The organism is Corynebacterium sp. HMSC064E08 (assembly GCF_001811805.1).
GTDB lineage: Bacteria > Actinomycetota > Actinomycetes > Mycobacteriales > Mycobacteriaceae > Corynebacterium > Corynebacterium jeikeium_D.
On record NZ_KV806693.1, the window covers coordinates 147,622 to 163,578 of the forward strand.

Here is a 15,957-nt window from a genome sequence, read left to right on the forward strand (position 1 = left end):
TCTTACGCTAACGACTAGGGACTGACAATGAACTCAACCCGCACAATCCGTGTTGAAGGCCCATCCCCGTACACGGTGACCATGGGGCATGGACTCACCGAGCAGATTGCGGAGGCCGCTACGTTTGCCTCCCAGGTTGCGGTGATTCACCAGGAGAGCGTTCAAGAGCTGAGCTTCGGCGTCATCAAGGCTCTGGCGGACAAAGGAGTCGACGCCTTTAGCATCCAGGTTCCGGATGCGGAGGAGGGCAAGACGCTCGCAGTTGCTGAAACAGTTTGGGACACTTTTGGTGAACGCGGTCTGGGCCGGCGTGACGCGGTAATCGCGATTGGCGGCGGTGCAGCTACAGACTTCGGTGGATTCGTCGCCGCCGCGTGGATGCGTGGAGTGAAGGTTATCCAGGTCCCGACGACGCTGCTCGGCATGGTCGACGCAGCTGTCGGCGGTAAGACCGGTATCAACACTGCAGCCGGCAAGAACCTGGTCGGCGCTTTCCACGAGCCTGCCGCGGTGTTCTGTGACCTTGATGTCCTGCGCACCTTGCCGAAGGCCGAGCTAATCGCGGGCTCGGCAGAGATTATCAAGGCTGGATTTATCGCGGACACGAAGATTCTCGATCTTTACGAGGCAAACCCGCAGGCCTGCCTCGATGTTGACGGTGACCTGCCAGAACTGGTCGAGCGCGCGATTGCTGTCAAGGCACGCGTTGTCGCTGAGGATCTGAAGGAATCTGGCCTCCGTGAGATCCTGAACTATGGCCACACTTTCGGTCATGCCGTTGAGCACTTTGAAAACTACCGCTGGCGCCATGGCCATGCCGTAGCTGTAGGCATGGTTTATGTTGCCGAGCTGGCCAAGATCACCGGACATATTGATCAGGAACTCGTAGACCGCCACCGTCGCATCCTAGAGTCCATTGGTCTGCCAACGACCTACCAGACAGGTCGTTTTACCGAGCTCTACGATGCGATGACCAGGGATAAGAAGAACCGCGACGGTGCGATCCGATTCGTTATTCTAGAAAACCCCGGTGAAACAGCCCGTCTTGAAGGCCCGGGCATGGATGACCTCGAGCGTGCGTACGAACTGCTCTGCAACAATGGGCAGGCCGCATCGGAGGAGTCAACCCGCTCATGACCTCTCTTCGCGCAGCAACGGATGCCACAGCGGCGATTCCGACCGTGCTTGTTCTGAACGGCCCGAACCTCGACCGACTGGGCAAGCGTCAGCCAGAAATTTACGGAGCCACTACTTTAGCCGATGTCGAATCTGAACTTCGCACCCTGGCCAAGGAGCTTGGCGTCGTAGTGGATTGCCGCCAATCCAACTATGAAGGTCAACTCATCGAGTGGGTTCATGAAGCTGCCGACTACGGTTGGCCAGTCATTATCAATCCAGGAGGGTTGACACACACCTCCGTCGCCCTGCGTGACGCGCTTGCCGAAGTTGCCGACGGTGCGGGCTTCCACGAGGTCCATATTTCAAACATTCACGCCCGGGAGGAGTTTCGGCACCACTCGTACCTGTCAGCGCTTGCCGCGGGCGTTATCGTCGGGTGCGGAACTGATGGCTATTCCATGGCACTGAGAAGGGTGAGTACGACACTATGACAGATATCTCCACGAACTACGCCGCCCGCCGAGCTGCTCTTATCGACGCATTGTCCGACAACGACTGCGACGGTTTCCTCACAGTCGACCCGACGCATGTTGGCTGGCTTACGGGATTCCACGGCTCGAATGCTGGTTTGATTGTTGCGGCCAGTGGGGAAGCGCTGCTTTCCACCGACGGCCGCTATACGGTTCAGGCTGGCAAACAGGCACCGGACGTGGAGTTACTCACCGCTCGCAACACCGGCGTGGCACTCGTCGGTCAATGCCGAAAGCTGGATATCTCGCGTCTTGGTGTTGAATCTGAGTTCCTCACTATGGCCGCTTACCAAGAGCTAGAGGATGCCCGGCCACAGGCACTCGAGCTGGTATCGACTACGGGCGTCGTCTCTAAACTGCGGGAGGTCAAGTCCGATACGGAACTCGTCGCTCTGCGCCACGTCGCCGACATCGCGGTCCGCGCATTCGAGGACTTGCTTCACGACGGCATCGTGGTCGCCGGCCGCACGGAGCGCGAAGTCGCCGCAGAGTTGGAGTACCGCATGCGCATGCATGGCGCCGATCGGCCAAGCTTCGACACGATTGTCGCGAGCGGCCCGAATTCCGCCAAGCCACACCACGGAGCGGAAGATCGCGTAATCGAGGCAGGTGACCTGGTCACTATTGACTTTGGCGCCTTTGCCGGGGGCTACAACTCAGATATGACACGTACCCTCTTTGCCGGTGAGGCGGGAACGTCGTCAAGCGAAAACGATCCGAACAATACGTCGTCGGATTTGGACGGCACGATTGTTGCCGGGGTGGAGTTCGCAGACGAGAAGGCCCGAGAGATTTACAATGTCGTGCTGGAAGCCCAGCTGGCTGGCGTAAAAGCGGCCGTGCCAGGGGCTGATGTTGTGACTGTTGACGCAGCATGCCGGAACATTATTGAAAAGGCTGGTTATGGGGAGCACTTCGTTCATTCCACCGGCCACGGAATCGGTATTGAGGTGCATGAGGCTCCATTTGCTGCTCGCACTGGCAAGGGGAAGTTGGCAGCTGGCATGACGTTGACCATCGAGCCTGGTATCTATGTGCCGGGGTTCGGCGGTGTGCGCATCGAAGATACGTTGATTATCACGGACAACGAGCCGGAAATTATTACGCAGCTGCCGAAACCGCGAGCCTAACATCACGGCGTTTTATTTTTCTCTCGATGAGATACGGAGTATCGTGGTTTCGTCAGAGAGCTTTTTAACAATTTCAGGAGAGTTTAGTTGGCTACCACCGCAGATTTTAAGAACGGTCTAGTTATCAAGCACGACAACAAGCTTCAGCAGATCGTGGAGTTCCAGCACGTCAAGCCAGGTAAGGGTCCGGCATTCGTCCGCACCAAGCTGAAGGACGTTCTGACCGGCAAGGTTGTTGACAAGACTTTCAACGCTGGCGTCAAGATTGAGACTGCTACCGTCGACCGCCGCGACATGACGTACCTGTACCACGACGGTGAAGGATACGTCTTCATGGATGACAAGACCTACGACCAGATTTCCATCCTGGACGCTCAGATGCCGGAGGGTGCTAAGTTCCTGCTTCCGGAAACCACCTGCCAGGTGTCCTTCCATGAGGGCAACGTTCTTTTCGCTGAAATGCCTGTTTCGGTTGAACTGAAGGTTGAGCAGACCGACCCGGGTCTGCAGGGCGACCGCTCCACCGGTGGCACCAAGCCGGCAACTTTGGAGACTGGCGCTGAGATTCAGGTGCCGCTGTTCATCGAAACCGGCGACGTACTGAAGGTCGACACCCGTGACGGCTCCTACCTGTCCCGCGTCAACCACTAATTCCCTCATCTAGTTCACCCTTTTGTTGAGAGCGATACATACACATCCATGACTGAAAAGGATCACAAGTCCGTCGAGACCCCGGATGCGCAGGAGTCCGCGAAAGTTCGCGAACCTAACTACAAGCGCCACGGCGCGCGCTACCGTGCGCGCCGTCGTGCGGTAGATCTGCTATTTGAGGCCGAGCAGCGAGGCGTCGACGTCGTCAAGCTTCTTGAAGAGCGGCTGGAAATGGTCCGTAATCCCGATCTGGATGTGAATCCAATTGCGGAGTACACCGAGCAGATCGTGCGCGGTGTAGCTGCGGAAATTATCGGTATCGACTCGACGATTTCTTCGTACCTGACGGAGGAGTGGCCGCTGCGTCGCCTACCGGCAGTCGACCGTGCTATTTTGCGTCTTTCCACCTGGGAGCTGTTCTACAACTCCGACGTGCCTCCGCGTGTGGCCGTGGTGGAAGGCGTTGAGCTGGCATCGGAATACTCCACTGATGTGGCGGCACCGTACATCAACGCAGTTCTCGATGCCGAGGCCAAGATTGCCGACCAGGCACGCCTGGCAGCAGCAGCTGTTAGCACTTCGGTGGGCGAGTCCCAGTTCGACGAGGCTATTCAGGCACAGGCTGCTGCAAATGAGGAAGCTGACAAGGCACTGGCTGACTCCGATGAGATGGCTAAGATTACCGGCCTGGACATGAGCGATATTGCCAAGCTGGTGGCTGAAGACGTGGCTAAGAGCGAGAACGGGTCCTAGCCAATCAAAGCGGCCGGGCTCACTGCGAGCCGATCGCAGTCGGTTCTCGCGGATTGTCTGAAACTCCAAGTCCCTTTTTTGGGGGCTTGGAGTTTTGTTGCATTTAGAGGCAATTTAAATGTGAGTGCTATTCTGGTCAGCGGAAGTTTGCACCGCGCCCGTAGTTGCGGGTCACGCAAACTGATAATCAAATATCCACAATCAAGACATCCTTTAACGGACCGCACTGAGAGGCGGGGAAGGAGGTCACGATGAGCGAAGGAACGCCGCAAACAACCGAGCTGCTCAATGCAGACGAAGTTGCACGTACCATCGCGCGCATCGCGCACCAAATTATTGAAAAAACTGCGCTGGATAGCCCAAATGCTGGGCGCGTAGTTCTCCTCGGTATTCCATCTGGTGGCGTACCGCTGGCGGAGAAGCTAGCCGATTTGATTGAACAGTTCTCCGGCATTCGCCCGGAAACTGGATCGCTTGATATCACCCTGTACAGGGATGACTTGCGCAAGGGCCCGCACCGCGCCCTGCAGCCCACGAACATTCCAAACTCCGGAATCGACGGCACCACCGTTGTTCTCGTAGACGATGTCCTCTTCTCAGGTCGCACAATTCGTGCCGCACTCGACGCTATTGCTGACATCGGTCGCCCGCGAGTAATTCAGCTTGCAGTGCTGGTTGATCGTGGTCATCGTCAACTACCAATTCGCGCCGATTACGTCGGTAAGAATCTGCCAACTTCCCGCGACGAAGACGTCGATGTGCTGGTAGAGGCACTTGACGGCCGTGACGCGGTTATTCTCACCCGGGCGGAGGAACAGTGAAACACCTGATTAGCATTGCGGATTTGACCAAGGATGAAGTTGTCGGCCTGATGGATGAGGCCGATCGTTTCAAGGAGGTCATCCGCGGTCGGGAAATTAAGAAGCTGCCGACCCTGCGCGGCCGCACTATTTACAACCTCTTTTACGAGAACTCCACGCGTACCCGCTCTTCTTTTGAGACTGCGGGTAAGTGGATGAGCGCCGATGTTATTAATATCTCGGCTTCCTCTTCCTCTGTGAAGAAAGGCGAAAGTCTGAAAGACACCGCGCTGACTTTGGATGCTATCGGCGGCGATGCCATCGTCGTTAGGCACCCATCGTCGGGCGCGGCACAGCTGATCGCCAAGTGGACTGAGGAATTTGGCAACGGCCCATCGATCATCAACGCGGGTGACGGAAAGCACCAGCACCCGACGCAGGCTCTCCTGGACGCGGTGACGTTGCGTCAGCGCCTCGGTGGAATTGAGGGGCGCAAGGTCGTCATCGTTGGCGATATTTTGCACTCTCGCGTCGCTCGCTCTAACGCCGATCTGCTAAGCAAGCTCGGCGCCGAGGTCGTCTTCGTCGCGCCACCGACGCTGCTGCCGTTTGGCATCGAGACCTGGCCGGTGCGTATTGCCTACCGCATGGAAGACGAGATCCGCGATGCTGATGCCGTGATGATGCTCCGCGTTCAGCAGGAGCGCATGAACGGAGGCTTCTTCCCATCCCATCGCGAATACGCCACTCGCTACGGGCTGTCGAAGGCTCGCGAGAAGATGCTTCGCGACGACTGCATTGTGATGCACCCAGGCCCGATGCTTCGTGGCATGGAAATTAACGATGCCGTCGCTGATTTGCCGCGCACTGCCGTGCTGCAGCAGGTAGCCAACGGTGTCCACGTCCGCATGGCAGTTCTTTTCACACTGCTGACCTCAGGTGTTTCCGCCAACTTGGAAGGGCAGGCATAAATGTCGAATCGCAATGAGTATGACGAAGCCTCGTACCCCGAGGTAGGACCATTGGCAGCACCCGCACGGGGACAGCTGCTGCTGAAGGGTGTGCGTCCCTACGGTGAAGGCGAAGACGTCGACGTCTTGATCGAAGATGGCGTTATCGCTGAGATTGGGGAAAATCTCACGGCCGAGGACGGGGTAGAGGTCCTGGAGTTCGACTCCCTCGTTCTCTTGCCAGGCCTGGTTGACATCCATGTGCACCTGCGCGAGCCGGGCCGTGAAGATACGGAAACCCTGGCCACTGGTTCCGCCGCCGCAGCACGCGGTGGTTTCACCGCAGTGTTCACTATGGCCAATACCGCGCCGGTAACCGATGACCCCTCGATTGCTGAGTCGGTGTGGCTCAAGGGCCAGGCGCTGAACCTCTGCGACGTTCACCCGGTCGGATCCATTACTAAGGGGCTGAAGGGCGAGACGCTGACTGAGTTCGGCATGATGGCAGACTCGCAGGCGAAGGTACGCATGTTCTCCGATGACGGTAAGTGCGTTGATAATCCGCTGATTATGCGCCGCGCGATTGAATACGCCCGCGGCGAAGACGTATTGCTTGCGCAGCACTGCGAAGATCCGCGTCTGACCGCAGATGCATCGGCTCACGAAGGTCCGACCGCCGCACGACTCGGCCTGACCGGGTGGCCGCGCGTAGCTGAGGAGTCCATCGTGGCCCGAGATGCCATTATGGCTCGCGACTACGGCGGACGCATGCACATCTGCCACGCTTCCACCGAAGGCACGGTTGAGCTGGTCAAGTGGGCAAAGGAGCATGATATTCCGCTGACCGCCGAGGTTACCCCGCATCACCTGATTCTCACCGATGAGAAGTTGGAGACCTACGACGGCGTCTACCGCGTCAATCCGCCGCTGCGCGAGCAGCGCGACACCCTGGCTCTGCGTCAGGCTCTGATTGACGGGATCATTGACTGTGTCGCTACCGACCACGCTCCGCACGGCTCTGAAGAAAAGTGCTGCGAGTTCGAGCACGCTAAGCCCGGCATGCTTGGTCTGGAGACCTCGATGCCAATCATCGCCGAAGAGTTCGTTTTGAAGGGCGATTGTGATTGGCGCTGGCTGGCCAAGGTCATGAGTGAGCGTCCCGCTCAAATCGTGAAGCTACCGGGGCACGGCCGTCCGATTGCTGTCGGTGAGCCTGCCAACCTGACCGTTGTTGACCCGGGCAAAAAGTGGACGGTCCGCGGTGAAGACCTGGCGTCGAAGTCTGAGAACACTCCATATGAGGAAATGGAGATGGCCGTGTCCGTGGCAGCTACCGTGCTGCGCGGTAAGGTGACCGCTCTTAACGGAGAGGTCGCTGGATAATATTCATGTCAACGCATAAACATTCACATGCGTCCCGTATGATTAATGTAAATTCCTCGCACGCTACCCAACTGAAAGGCAATAACGTGAGCAACGAGTCGCAGGCCGCGGCCGCTACAGCGGCAGTCCTGGTATTGGCAGATGGCCGAGTGTTCCGCGGACGCGGTTTCGGCGCCACCGGTACAACCCTGGGTGAGGCAGTTTTTACCACCGCTATGACGGGCTACCAGGAAACCCTGACGGACCCGTCCTACCACCGCCAGCTGATTGTGGCTACCGCACCACAGATCGGCAACACCGGTTGGAACGATGAGGACTACGAGTCCCGCGGAAACAAGATTTGGGCAGCTGGCTTTATTATCCGCGATTTGTCGCGCATTCCCTCCAACTGGCGCTCGGAGCGCAGCTTGGAAGATGAACTGAAGGCACAGGGCATCATCGGTATCCGCCAGATTGATACCCGCGCGCTGGTTCGCCATTTGCGCGACAATGGCTCGATTGCCGCTGGTATTTTCTCCGGTGAGGACGCACAGCAGCCCGTCGATAAGCTGGTGGAAATCGTTCGCGCTCAGCCTGCGATGAAGGGCGCGGATCTGGCTCGCGAGGTCAGCACCGATGAGGCCTATGTCGTGGAACCACAGGGGGAGAAGAAGGCACGTGTTGTGGCCTACGACCTGGGCATCAAGTCCAACACCCCGCGTGAGCTGGCTAAGCGTGGCCTGGAAGTCGTAGTTGTTCCGGCTAACACTCCGTACGAAGATATTAAGAAGGAATACCAGCCGGACGGTGTCTTCTTGTCCAACGGCCCGGGTGACCCGGCAACCGCTGATGAGATGGTTGCGGTCGCCAAGGCTGCCCTCGATGACGGCATGCCGCTATTCGGTATCTGCTTCGGTAACCAGATTCTTGGCCGCGCACTCGGCCTGAGTACCTACAAGCTGGTCTTCGGTCACCGCGGCGTCAATGTTCCGGTGAAGGACCACCACACTGGCCGTATTTTTATCACCGCTCAGAACCACGGCTTCGCACTTGAAGGCAAGGCCGGCGAGAGTTTCGATACCCCGTGGGGCGAGGCAGAGGTTACGCACACCTGCCTTAACGACGACGTCGTGGAAGGTGTCGCACTGAAGAACGGCATGGCCTTTTCTGTGCAGTACCACCCGGAGTCCGCAGCCGGCCCGCACGATGCGCACTCTCTCTTTGATGACTTCCTGGCGCTGATCCAGCAGGTCGATTTCAACAAGTCCGCAACCGGAAACTCGAACAAGTAGGAAAGGGCTAAGGGACCTAACACCATGCCACGTCGTACAGACATCAACCACGTACTGGTTATCGGCTCCGGCCCGATTGTTATCGGTCAGGCCTGCGAGTTCGACTACTCCGGCACCCAGGCTTGCCGCGTGCTGCGCGAAGAGGGCCTGCGAGTCACGCTGGTTAACTCCAACCCGGCAACGATTATGACCGACCCGGAGTTCGCAGACTCCACCTACATCGAGCCGATTGAGACCAAGTACATCGAAAAGATCCTGGCCAAGGAAGCTGCAGAGGGCAACCCGATTGACGCTGTCCTGGCAACTCTCGGTGGCCAGACTGCACTAAACGCAGCCATTCAGCTGGACCGCGAGGGCATTCTGGAGAAGTACAATGTCGAGCTGATTGGTGCTGATATTCCGGCCATTCAGCGCGGTGAGGATCGCCAGATGTTCAAGGACATCGTCGCCAAGATTGGTGGCGAATCCGCTCGTTCCCGCGTCTGCCACAACATGGAAGAAGTCCATGAGACTGTTGCAGAGCTCGGTCTTCCGGTCGTTGTGCGCCCGTCGTTCACCATGGGCGGTCTGGGTTCCGGTCTGGCCTTCAACCAGGAAGACCTCGACCGTATTGCAGGTGGCGGCCTGGCCGCATCGCCCGAGGCCAATGTTCTGATCGAGGAGTCCATCCTCGGCTGGAAGGAATTTGAGCTCGAGCTCATGCGCGATGGCGACGACAACGTTGTCGTGGTCTGCTCCATTGAAAACGTTGATGCCCTCGGTGTCCACACTGGTGACTCGGTGACTGTCGCTCCGTCGATGACTCTGACCGACCGCGAGTTCCAGACCATGCGTGACCAGGGCATCGCAATTCTGCGTGAGGTCGGCGTTGACACCGGTGGCTGTAACATCCAGTTCGCCATCAACCCGAATGACGGCCGCATCATCACCATTGAGATGAACCCGCGCGTCTCCCGCTCGTCGGCGCTTGCTTCCAAGGCAACTGGTTTCCCGATTGCAAAGATTGCTGCCAAGCTGGCTATCGGCTACACCCTTGATGAGATCACCAACGACATCACCGGTGAAACCCCGGCAGCGTTTGAGCCGGTGCAGGATTACGTGATTGTCAAGGCTCCACGCTTTGCTTTCGAGAAGTTCCCAGGTGCTGACGATACGCTGACCACCACCATGAAGTCCGTCGGTGAGGCCATGGCTATCGGCCGTAACTACATCGGCGCGCTCGGTAAGGTTATGCGTTCGCTGGAGAACAAGCCAGCTGGTTTCTGGACTGTTCCGGATGAGGACTTCGCAGGTGAGCGCGCAAGCGATGTCAACGCTGTCCTTGAGGACCTGAAGCGTCCGACTGAAGGTCGCATCTACGACGTTGAGCTGGCTCAGCGTCTGGGTGCTTCCATCGAGCAGATCCACGAAGCTTCCGGCCTGGATCCGTGGTTTATCGCCGAGATGGAAAACCTGCAGGATATCCGCAAGGAGCTTATCGACGCTCCGGTGCTGACCTCCGACCTGCTGCGTGAGGCTAAGTACTGGGGACTGTCCGACGCCCAGATTGCTGCGCTGCGTCCGGAATTGGCCGGGGAAGACGGCGTGCGCGAGCTGCGCTGGCGCCTGAACATCCACCCCGTATTCAAGACTGTCGATACCTGCTCCGCCGAGTTCGAAGCACAGACTCCGTACCACTACTCGGCATACGAGCTGGACCCGGCTGCTGAGTCCGAGGTCGCCCCGCAGACCGAAAAGGAAAAGGTCATCATCCTCGGTTCCGGTCCTAACCGCATCGGCCAGGGTATTGAGTTCGACTACTCCTGTGTCCACGCGGCGCTCGAGCTCTCCCGGGTTGGGTACGAGACCGTCATGGTCAACTGCAACCCGGAAACGGTTTCCACCGACTACGACACCGCAGATCGCCTCTACTTCGAGCCGTTGACTTTCGAGGATGTCCTCGAGGTCTACCACGCTGAGAGCCAGTCCGGAAAGGTCGCAGGCGTCATTGTTCAGCTCGGTGGCCAGACCCCGCTGGGCCTGGCGGAGCGTCTGCAGGCCGCAGGCGTTCCGATCGTCGGCACTAGCCCAGAGGCAATCGACCTGGCTGAGGACCGCGGTGAGTTCGGCAAGGTGCTGGCTGAGGCCAAGCTGCCGGCGCCGGAGTTCGGTACCGCCACCTCCTTCGCAGAAGCTCGCCAGGTTGCCGCTGGTATCGGTTACCCGGTGCTGGTCCGTCCGTCCTACGTCCTCGGCGGCCGTGGCATGGAAATCGTCTACGATGAGGCCACTCTGGAGGACTACATCAACCGCGCTACCGAGCTGTCCAATGAGCACCCGGTACTGGTTGACCGCTTCCTGGACAGCGCCATCGAGATTGATGTTGATGCACTGTGTGATGGGGAGGAGGTCTACCTCGGCGGCGTTATGGAGCACATCGAGGAAGCCGGTATTCACTCCGGTGACTCCGCGTGTGCCCTGCCTCCGATGACTCTGTCTGCAGGCATCATCGACAAGGTGCGTGAATCCACCAAGGCACTGGCACACGGCATCGGTGTCAAGGGCCTGATGAACGTTCAGTACGCACTCAAGGACGAGACGCTCTACGTCATCGAGGCCAACCCGCGTGCATCTCGTACCGTACCGTTCGTCTCCAAGGCAACCTCGGTTCCGCTGGCTAAGGCCGCGTCCCGCGTCATGATGGGCGATACTATCGCGGAACTGCGCGAAGAGGGCATGATTCCGTCCAACTTCGACGGCGGCTCTCTGCCTGCTGACGCTCCGATCGCGGTTAAGGAAGCGGTCCTGCCGTTCAACCGCTTCCGCGACTTCGAGGGCCGCGCTCTCGACAGTCTGCTGAGCCCGGAGATGAAGTCCACCGGTGAAGTCATGGGCCTGGCCGACAACTTTGGTGCCGCTTTCGCCAAGGGCGAGCTGGCCGGTTTCGGTGAGCTGCCGACCGAGGGCACGATCTTCGTTTCGCTGGCCAACCGCGATAAGCGCACTCTGGTCTTCCCGATCCTCACGCTGGCGGATATGGGCTTCCGCATCCTGGCAACGGAGGGTACGGCCGGTATGCTGCGCCGCAACGGTGTTGAGTGTGAGGTCGTCGCAAAGCGTACGACTGATTCCGATGCGCCGACGGACGAGCGCGACATCGTCGACATGATTCGCGACGGTGAGGTTGACATCATTATCAACACCCCGTCCGGTTCTGCTGGCGCACGCTCTGACGGATATGAGATTCGCGCTGCTGCTGTGAGCCAGGGCGTAACTTGTGTGACCACCGCTCAGGGGGCCGTCGCCGCACTGCAGGGCATTCTGGCACTGCGCAACGGTGAGATGAGCGTTAAGGCTCTGCAGGAACTCCACCCGGCAGAGTTGGCTGCTCAGGAGCAGGCCTAACATGACCGCGAAAGCTGAAGGTTCCGCAGTGCGGACAGTCAAAGGTTTCGGCGATCGCCTCAGCGAGGTTGTCGCCGAGCGCGGTCGGCTCTGCGTGGGCATCGACCCGCACCCGGGGCTGCTGGATGCCTGGCAGTTACCGCATTCGGCTGACGGTCTAGAGCGCTTTGCCGCCACATGCGTCGAGGCGTTCGGTGACATCGTTGCCGTCGTCAAGCCCCAGGTGGCGTTCTTCGAAGCCTACGGTTCCAAGGGCTTTGCCGTCCTGGAGCGGACGTTGGCGGATCTGAAGGACGCCGGTGCGCTGTCGATTGCAGATGCCAAGCGTGGCGATATCGGTTCGACGATGGCTGCATACGCTGATGCCTGGCTGTCGGATAGCTCGCCGCTAGCCGCCGACGCACTGACGGTATCTCCGTACCTTGGGTTCGGTGCTCTTGATCCGGCGGTTTCGTTGGCGTTGGAGAACGGACGCGGCCTGTTCGTGCTGGCCGCAACGTCCAATCCGGAAGGTGCGTCCGTACAGAAGGCGACGGTTTCGGGTGAGAGTTTGGCTCAGACCATGGTCAACCAGGCAGCCGCTATTAATGCCCGCCAGATTGACGCTGGTGCAAAGGCGGGCAGCATCGGCGTTGTTGTTGGCGCAACGCTTGACGACGCCCCGGTGCTCAGTGACCTGCGCGGTCCCATTCTCATGCCCGGTGTGGGAGCTCAGGGTGGAACCCCGGCCGATGTAGATCGTCTGGCAGGGGAATCCAAGGGGCTTGCACTGCCAAATATTTCGCGTGCAATTCTCTCCGCTGGGCCTGATCCTGCTGCGCTGCGGCGCGCAACTATTGAAGCTGCGGCTCCGTTCCTATCCGAGAGGTAGCAGCGAATCGACGATTTGGAAGAAGCCCGCAGGGCGCACCTCATAGAACAGGTGCCCCTGCGGGCTTCTTCCGTACCTAGCTGCCGAGATTTTCCTAATGAGCCTCAGGTGGCGGCGGAGTAGGTATAGGCAAGTTACTGTGACGATTCCTGGGAGATTTCGTACAAAAACCGTGGTCAATTTCCATTCTCCTGGGCAAACGGTGCTACAATCGCCGGAGTTGGTTGACCACGACCGAAAGGTAGGGCGGATAAAGCCCTGGTGTCATTTTTATCGACACCCCGTCAGCATTTGCCTCAACAACCGGTAAGTGCGGTACGGTCTCCAATCGTTAAGCACGGTGTCGTTGCCTGCCCTTGGTGGACGCGAGGCTCGTGCAAGTAAATAAGAAGCTAACCAATCTATTTTTACGGAGGAACACGTGGCCCTTCCGCAGTTGACCCCGGAGCAGCGTGCAGCAGCACTCGAGAAGGCAGCTCAGGCCCGCAAGGTACGCGCAGAGCTCAAGGACAAGCTGAAGCGTGGCGCTATCGACCTGCCAGAGGTTCTCAAGCAGGCTGACGAGAACGAGATCATCGGCAAGATGAAGGTCTCCGCTCTGCTCGAGGCTCTGCCGAAGGTCGGCAAGGTCAAGGCACAGGACATCATGAATGACCTGGAGATTGCTCAGACCCGCCGCCTGCGTGGCCTGGGTGACCGTCAGCGTCGCGCTCTGCTGGAGCGCTTCGGCTACGCAGTGGAGGACTAGTCGCAGTGGCCGGGAATGAAAACGGTCAGCTGGTAGTCCTCGCCGGCCCTGCCGGTGTGGGAAAATCCACTGTTGTCAGTCGGCTCCGTGCCGAGGTTCCCGGACTGTACTTCAGCGTTTCCATGACCACCCGCGCCGCACGGCCGGGTGAGGTCGATGGCCGCGACTATTTCTTCGTAACCCCGGAGAAGTTCCAACAGCATATTGATGCAGGAGAGATGCTCGAGTGGGCTGAAATCCACGGTGGTCTGCAGCGTTCTGGTACGCCGCGTGGCCCGGTGGATAAAGCTCTCGCCGAGGGACGTCCGGTACTCGTTGAGGTGGATCTGGCGGGAGCCCGCTCCATCCGTAAGGTAGCGCCGAATGCTCACCTGCTGTTCTTGGCTCCGCCAAGCTGGGAGATTCTCGTCAGCAGGCTCACTGGTCGTGGCACGGAAACCGAGGCGCAAGTCAAGCGTCGCCTGGAAACCGCGCGAGTGGAAATGGATGCTCAGCACGAATTCGATGAGGTTGTTGTCAACGACAATGTCGATGATGCTGTGGCGGCCATCGCTCGGGCGCTGACTACTGGCAAGTAACAGGGCGACTCCACATCATCGATAGTAGAAATCGTTTCCAAGCAATGGTGTTTCTATTGCTACGACGGTTCCTATTGTCACCCCAGTAACTCACGTTCTATTGAGGAAAGATTTCTCGTGACCCAGGAAAATACCGCCACCGAGGCAGTGTTCGACCCGCCAATTGGTATTACCAATCCGCCGATCGATGAGCTGCTTGGTAAGGCTTCTTCGAAGTACGCTCTGGCTATCTTCGCTGCCAAGCGTGCACGCCAGATTAATGACTACTACCAGCAGATTGACGAAGGCATGCTGGAGTACGTTGGCCCGCTGGTTACTCCGGGGGTCGCTGAGAAGCCTCTGTCCATCGCTCTTCGTGAAATCAACGCTGGTCTGCTGGACCACACTGAGGGCTAGAGCATTTCCTTAAGGGGAGATATCTGTATGCATGCCGCCGGTAATGCTGACGTATCCGAATGTTTAAAGGTTGTCGTCGGGGTTGCCGGCGGCATCGCTGCATATAAGGCCGCACACGTTGTTCGTGGCTTCAAGGAACTCGGTCACGATGTTCGCGTCGTTCCCACCAAGTCCGCATTGAACTTTGTAGGTGCGGCTACTTTCGAGGCGCTGTCGGGGAACCCGGTGTCGACTACGGTTTTTGACGCAGTCGATGAAGTTCAGCATGTCCGGGTGGGGCAGGAGGCCGACCTCGTCGTCGTGGTTCCCGCGACTGCCGACTTTATGGCGCGTGCCGCACACGGGCGTGCCGACGACCTTCTCACCGCAACTTTGCTTGTGGCGACCTGCCCGGTGGTTCTGGCCCCTGCCATGCACACCGAGATGTGGAACCATCCAGCTACGCGGGATAATGTCGCGATTCTTCGTCGCCATGGCGCTATTGTCCTCGATCCGGCCCATGGCCGTTTGACTGGTAAGGACACCGGTCCAGGTCGTTTGCCAGAGCCAGAGCAGATAGTTTCACTGGCATTAGCGGCAGTCGAGAATCCGCGCCACTTCCGCCGCGACTTCGAGGGCGTGCGCTTCATGATTACTGCCGGTGGCACCCGTGAGGCTATCGACCCGGTACGTTTTATCGGCAACCACTCCTCAGGGCGTCAGGGCTTCGCGCTAGCTGAGATGGCAGCACAGCGTGGCGCTCAGGTCACTGTGGTGGCAGGACATACAGATCAGTTGCCGACACCGCTGGGCGCGAATGTTGTAAAGGTTGATTCCACTTTGGAGATGGCCGAGGCCGCCCACGAACACTCCAAGTTGGCCGATGTCTGCATTTTTGCCGCTGCCGTCGCCGACTTCCGTCCGGCATCGACCGCTGGGGCCAAGATGAAGAAGGGCGTCGCAGACGACGCTTTAAGCAACATCCAGCTCGTAGAAAACCCTGACATTCTGGCTACCACTGTGGAGCGTCGTAAAGCGGGCGAGATTCCGGCAACCACGACGATGGTGGGCTTTGCAGCTGAGACCGGCGACGAGACGACGACGCCGCTCGAGCTTGCGAAGCAGAAGATTGTGCGCAAGGGCTGCGATTTGCTTATGTGTAACGACGTCTCGGGTGGGCAAACTTTTGGTGCGCCGGACAATGTCGGATGGTTGCTGTCTCTCGATGGCGAGCAGTGGGACGTGCCGCGAGGCTCAAAGTTCTCGGTAGCCGGTTCGATTTTGGATGCAGTCTCCGAGCTGCGACAGGAACCTCAGCCAGCGGAGTAGCCGGTGCCTACTACGGCGACTGAACCGCTTGGTCTATAATTATCGAATCAAACGAAAACCCACGCCGCAGCGACACCGCAGGCGT

Annotated in this window: 14 protein-coding genes and 1 pseudogene; all 15 read left to right on the top strand. The window is 58.8% G+C overall.

Annotation, left to right across the window (positions count from 1 at the left end):
• Nucleotides 1–27: 27 nt before the first annotated feature.
• The 15 genes and pseudogenes from aroB to coaBC all read left to right on the top strand — a co-directional run bounded on the left by aroB (nucleotide 28) and on the right by coaBC (nucleotide 15,872).
• Complete coding sequence (gene aroB / locus HMPREF2820_RS02235) at nucleotides 28–1,137, top strand: 3-dehydroquinate synthase (protein ID WP_070602574.1); 1,110 nt, start codon at nucleotides 28–30, stop codon at nucleotides 1,135–1,137.
• Nucleotides 1,134–1,610: a type II 3-dehydroquinate dehydratase gene (gene aroQ, locus HMPREF2820_RS02240; protein WP_070602576.1), complete on the top strand. Its 477-nt coding sequence runs from the start codon at nucleotides 1,134–1,136 to the stop codon at nucleotides 1,608–1,610. Before aroB ends, aroQ begins: the two co-directional genes overlap by 4 nt.
• Nucleotides 1,607–2,779 (top strand): M24 family metallopeptidase, encoded by a 1,173-nt coding sequence (locus tag HMPREF2820_RS02245; protein ID WP_070602578.1) that lies wholly within the window; start codon nucleotides 1,607–1,609, stop codon nucleotides 2,777–2,779. The genes aroQ and HMPREF2820_RS02245 overlap by 4 nt, the downstream gene beginning before the upstream one ends.
• An 87-nt stretch (nucleotides 2,780–2,866) precedes the next feature.
• Nucleotides 2,867–3,430: an elongation factor P gene (gene efp / locus HMPREF2820_RS02250; protein WP_016422706.1), complete on the top strand. Its 564-nt coding sequence runs from the start codon at nucleotides 2,867–2,869 to the stop codon at nucleotides 3,428–3,430.
• Nucleotides 3,431–3,478: 48 nt separating this feature from the next.
• A pseudogene (gene nusB, locus HMPREF2820_RS02255) lies at nucleotides 3,479–4,000 on the top strand (transcription antitermination factor NusB); the annotation flags it as partial.
• A gap of 434 nt (nucleotides 4,001–4,434) precedes the next feature.
• On the top strand, nucleotides 4,435–5,004 hold the full coding sequence (gene pyrR, locus HMPREF2820_RS02260; protein ID WP_016422708.1) for a bifunctional pyr operon transcriptional regulator/uracil phosphoribosyltransferase PyrR: 570 nt from the start codon (nucleotides 4,435–4,437) through the stop codon (nucleotides 5,002–5,004).
• Complete coding sequence (locus tag HMPREF2820_RS02265) at nucleotides 5,001–5,954, top strand: aspartate carbamoyltransferase catalytic subunit (RefSeq protein WP_070602580.1); 954 nt, start codon at nucleotides 5,001–5,003, stop codon at nucleotides 5,952–5,954. Before pyrR ends, HMPREF2820_RS02265 begins: the two co-directional genes overlap by 4 nt.
• Nucleotides 5,955–7,316 (top strand): dihydroorotase, encoded by a 1,362-nt coding sequence (locus HMPREF2820_RS02270; protein ID WP_016422710.1) that lies wholly within the window; start codon nucleotides 5,955–5,957, stop codon nucleotides 7,314–7,316.
• A gap of 38 nt (nucleotides 7,317–7,354) precedes the next feature.
• Nucleotides 7,355–8,587, top strand: coding sequence for a glutamine-hydrolyzing carbamoyl-phosphate synthase small subunit (gene carA, locus HMPREF2820_RS02275; RefSeq protein ID WP_371455680.1), 1,233 nt, complete (start codon nucleotides 7,355–7,357; stop codon nucleotides 8,585–8,587).
• Nucleotides 8,588–8,611: 24 nt separating this feature from the next.
• Nucleotides 8,612–11,971, top strand: a complete 3,360-nt coding sequence (gene carB, locus HMPREF2820_RS02280) for a carbamoyl-phosphate synthase large subunit (RefSeq protein WP_069358701.1) — start codon at nucleotides 8,612–8,614, stop codon at nucleotides 11,969–11,971.
• Nucleotide 11,972: 1 nt separating this feature from the next.
• A complete protein-coding gene (pyrF, locus tag HMPREF2820_RS02285; RefSeq protein ID WP_048731858.1) occupies nucleotides 11,973–12,842 on the top strand; it encodes an orotidine-5'-phosphate decarboxylase in 870 nt (289 codons plus the stop codon).
• 421 nt (nucleotides 12,843–13,263) lie between these two features.
• Nucleotides 13,264–13,590, top strand: coding sequence for an integration host factor, actinobacterial type (gene mihF / locus HMPREF2820_RS02290; protein ID WP_016422714.1), 327 nt, complete (start codon nucleotides 13,264–13,266; stop codon nucleotides 13,588–13,590).
• 5 nt (nucleotides 13,591–13,595) lie between these two features.
• Nucleotides 13,596–14,168 (top strand): guanylate kinase, encoded by a 573-nt coding sequence (gene gmk, locus HMPREF2820_RS02295; protein WP_016422715.1) that lies wholly within the window; start codon nucleotides 13,596–13,598, stop codon nucleotides 14,166–14,168.
• Nucleotides 14,169–14,285: 117 nt separating this feature from the next.
• Nucleotides 14,286–14,564 carry a DNA-directed RNA polymerase subunit omega gene (gene rpoZ / locus HMPREF2820_RS02300; RefSeq protein ID WP_005510796.1) on the top strand — a complete coding sequence of 93 codons (279 nt, stop codon included), beginning with the start codon at nucleotides 14,286–14,288 and terminating at the stop codon, nucleotides 14,562–14,564.
• A gap of 27 nt (nucleotides 14,565–14,591) precedes the next feature.
• The gene (coaBC, locus tag HMPREF2820_RS02305; protein ID WP_070602584.1) at nucleotides 14,592–15,872 is read left to right on the top strand and encodes a bifunctional phosphopantothenoylcysteine decarboxylase/phosphopantothenate--cysteine ligase CoaBC; all 1,281 of its coding nucleotides are present in this window, start codon (nucleotides 14,592–14,594) and stop codon (nucleotides 15,870–15,872) included.
• Nucleotides 15,873–15,957 lie beyond the last annotated feature (85 nt).

Excerpts from the sequence above, each read along its gene's own strand:
- aroB (WP_070602574.1), top strand. The coding sequence starts at position 28 with ATGAACTCAACCCGCACAATCCGTGTTGAAGGCCCATCCCCGTACACG.
- aroQ (WP_070602576.1), top strand. The coding sequence starts at position 1,134 with ATGACCTCTCTTCGCGCAGCAACGGATGCCACAGCGGCGATTCCGACC.
- HMPREF2820_RS02245 (WP_070602578.1), top strand. The coding sequence starts at position 1,607 with ATGACAGATATCTCCACGAACTACGCCGCCCGCCGAGCTGCTCTTATC.
- pyrR (WP_016422708.1), top strand. The coding sequence starts at position 4,435 with ATGAGCGAAGGAACGCCGCAAACAACCGAGCTGCTCAATGCAGACGAA.
- HMPREF2820_RS02270 (WP_016422710.1), top strand. The coding sequence starts at position 5,955 with ATGTCGAATCGCAATGAGTATGACGAAGCCTCGTACCCCGAGGTAGGA.
- carA (WP_371455680.1), top strand. The coding sequence starts at position 7,355 with ATGATTAATGTAAATTCCTCGCACGCTACCCAACTGAAAGGCAATAAC.
- carB (WP_069358701.1), top strand. The coding sequence starts at position 8,612 with ATGCCACGTCGTACAGACATCAACCACGTACTGGTTATCGGCTCCGGC.
- pyrF (WP_048731858.1), top strand. The coding sequence starts at position 11,973 with ATGACCGCGAAAGCTGAAGGTTCCGCAGTGCGGACAGTCAAAGGTTTC.
- coaBC (WP_070602584.1), top strand. The coding sequence starts at position 14,592 with ATGCATGCCGCCGGTAATGCTGACGTATCCGAATGTTTAAAGGTTGTC.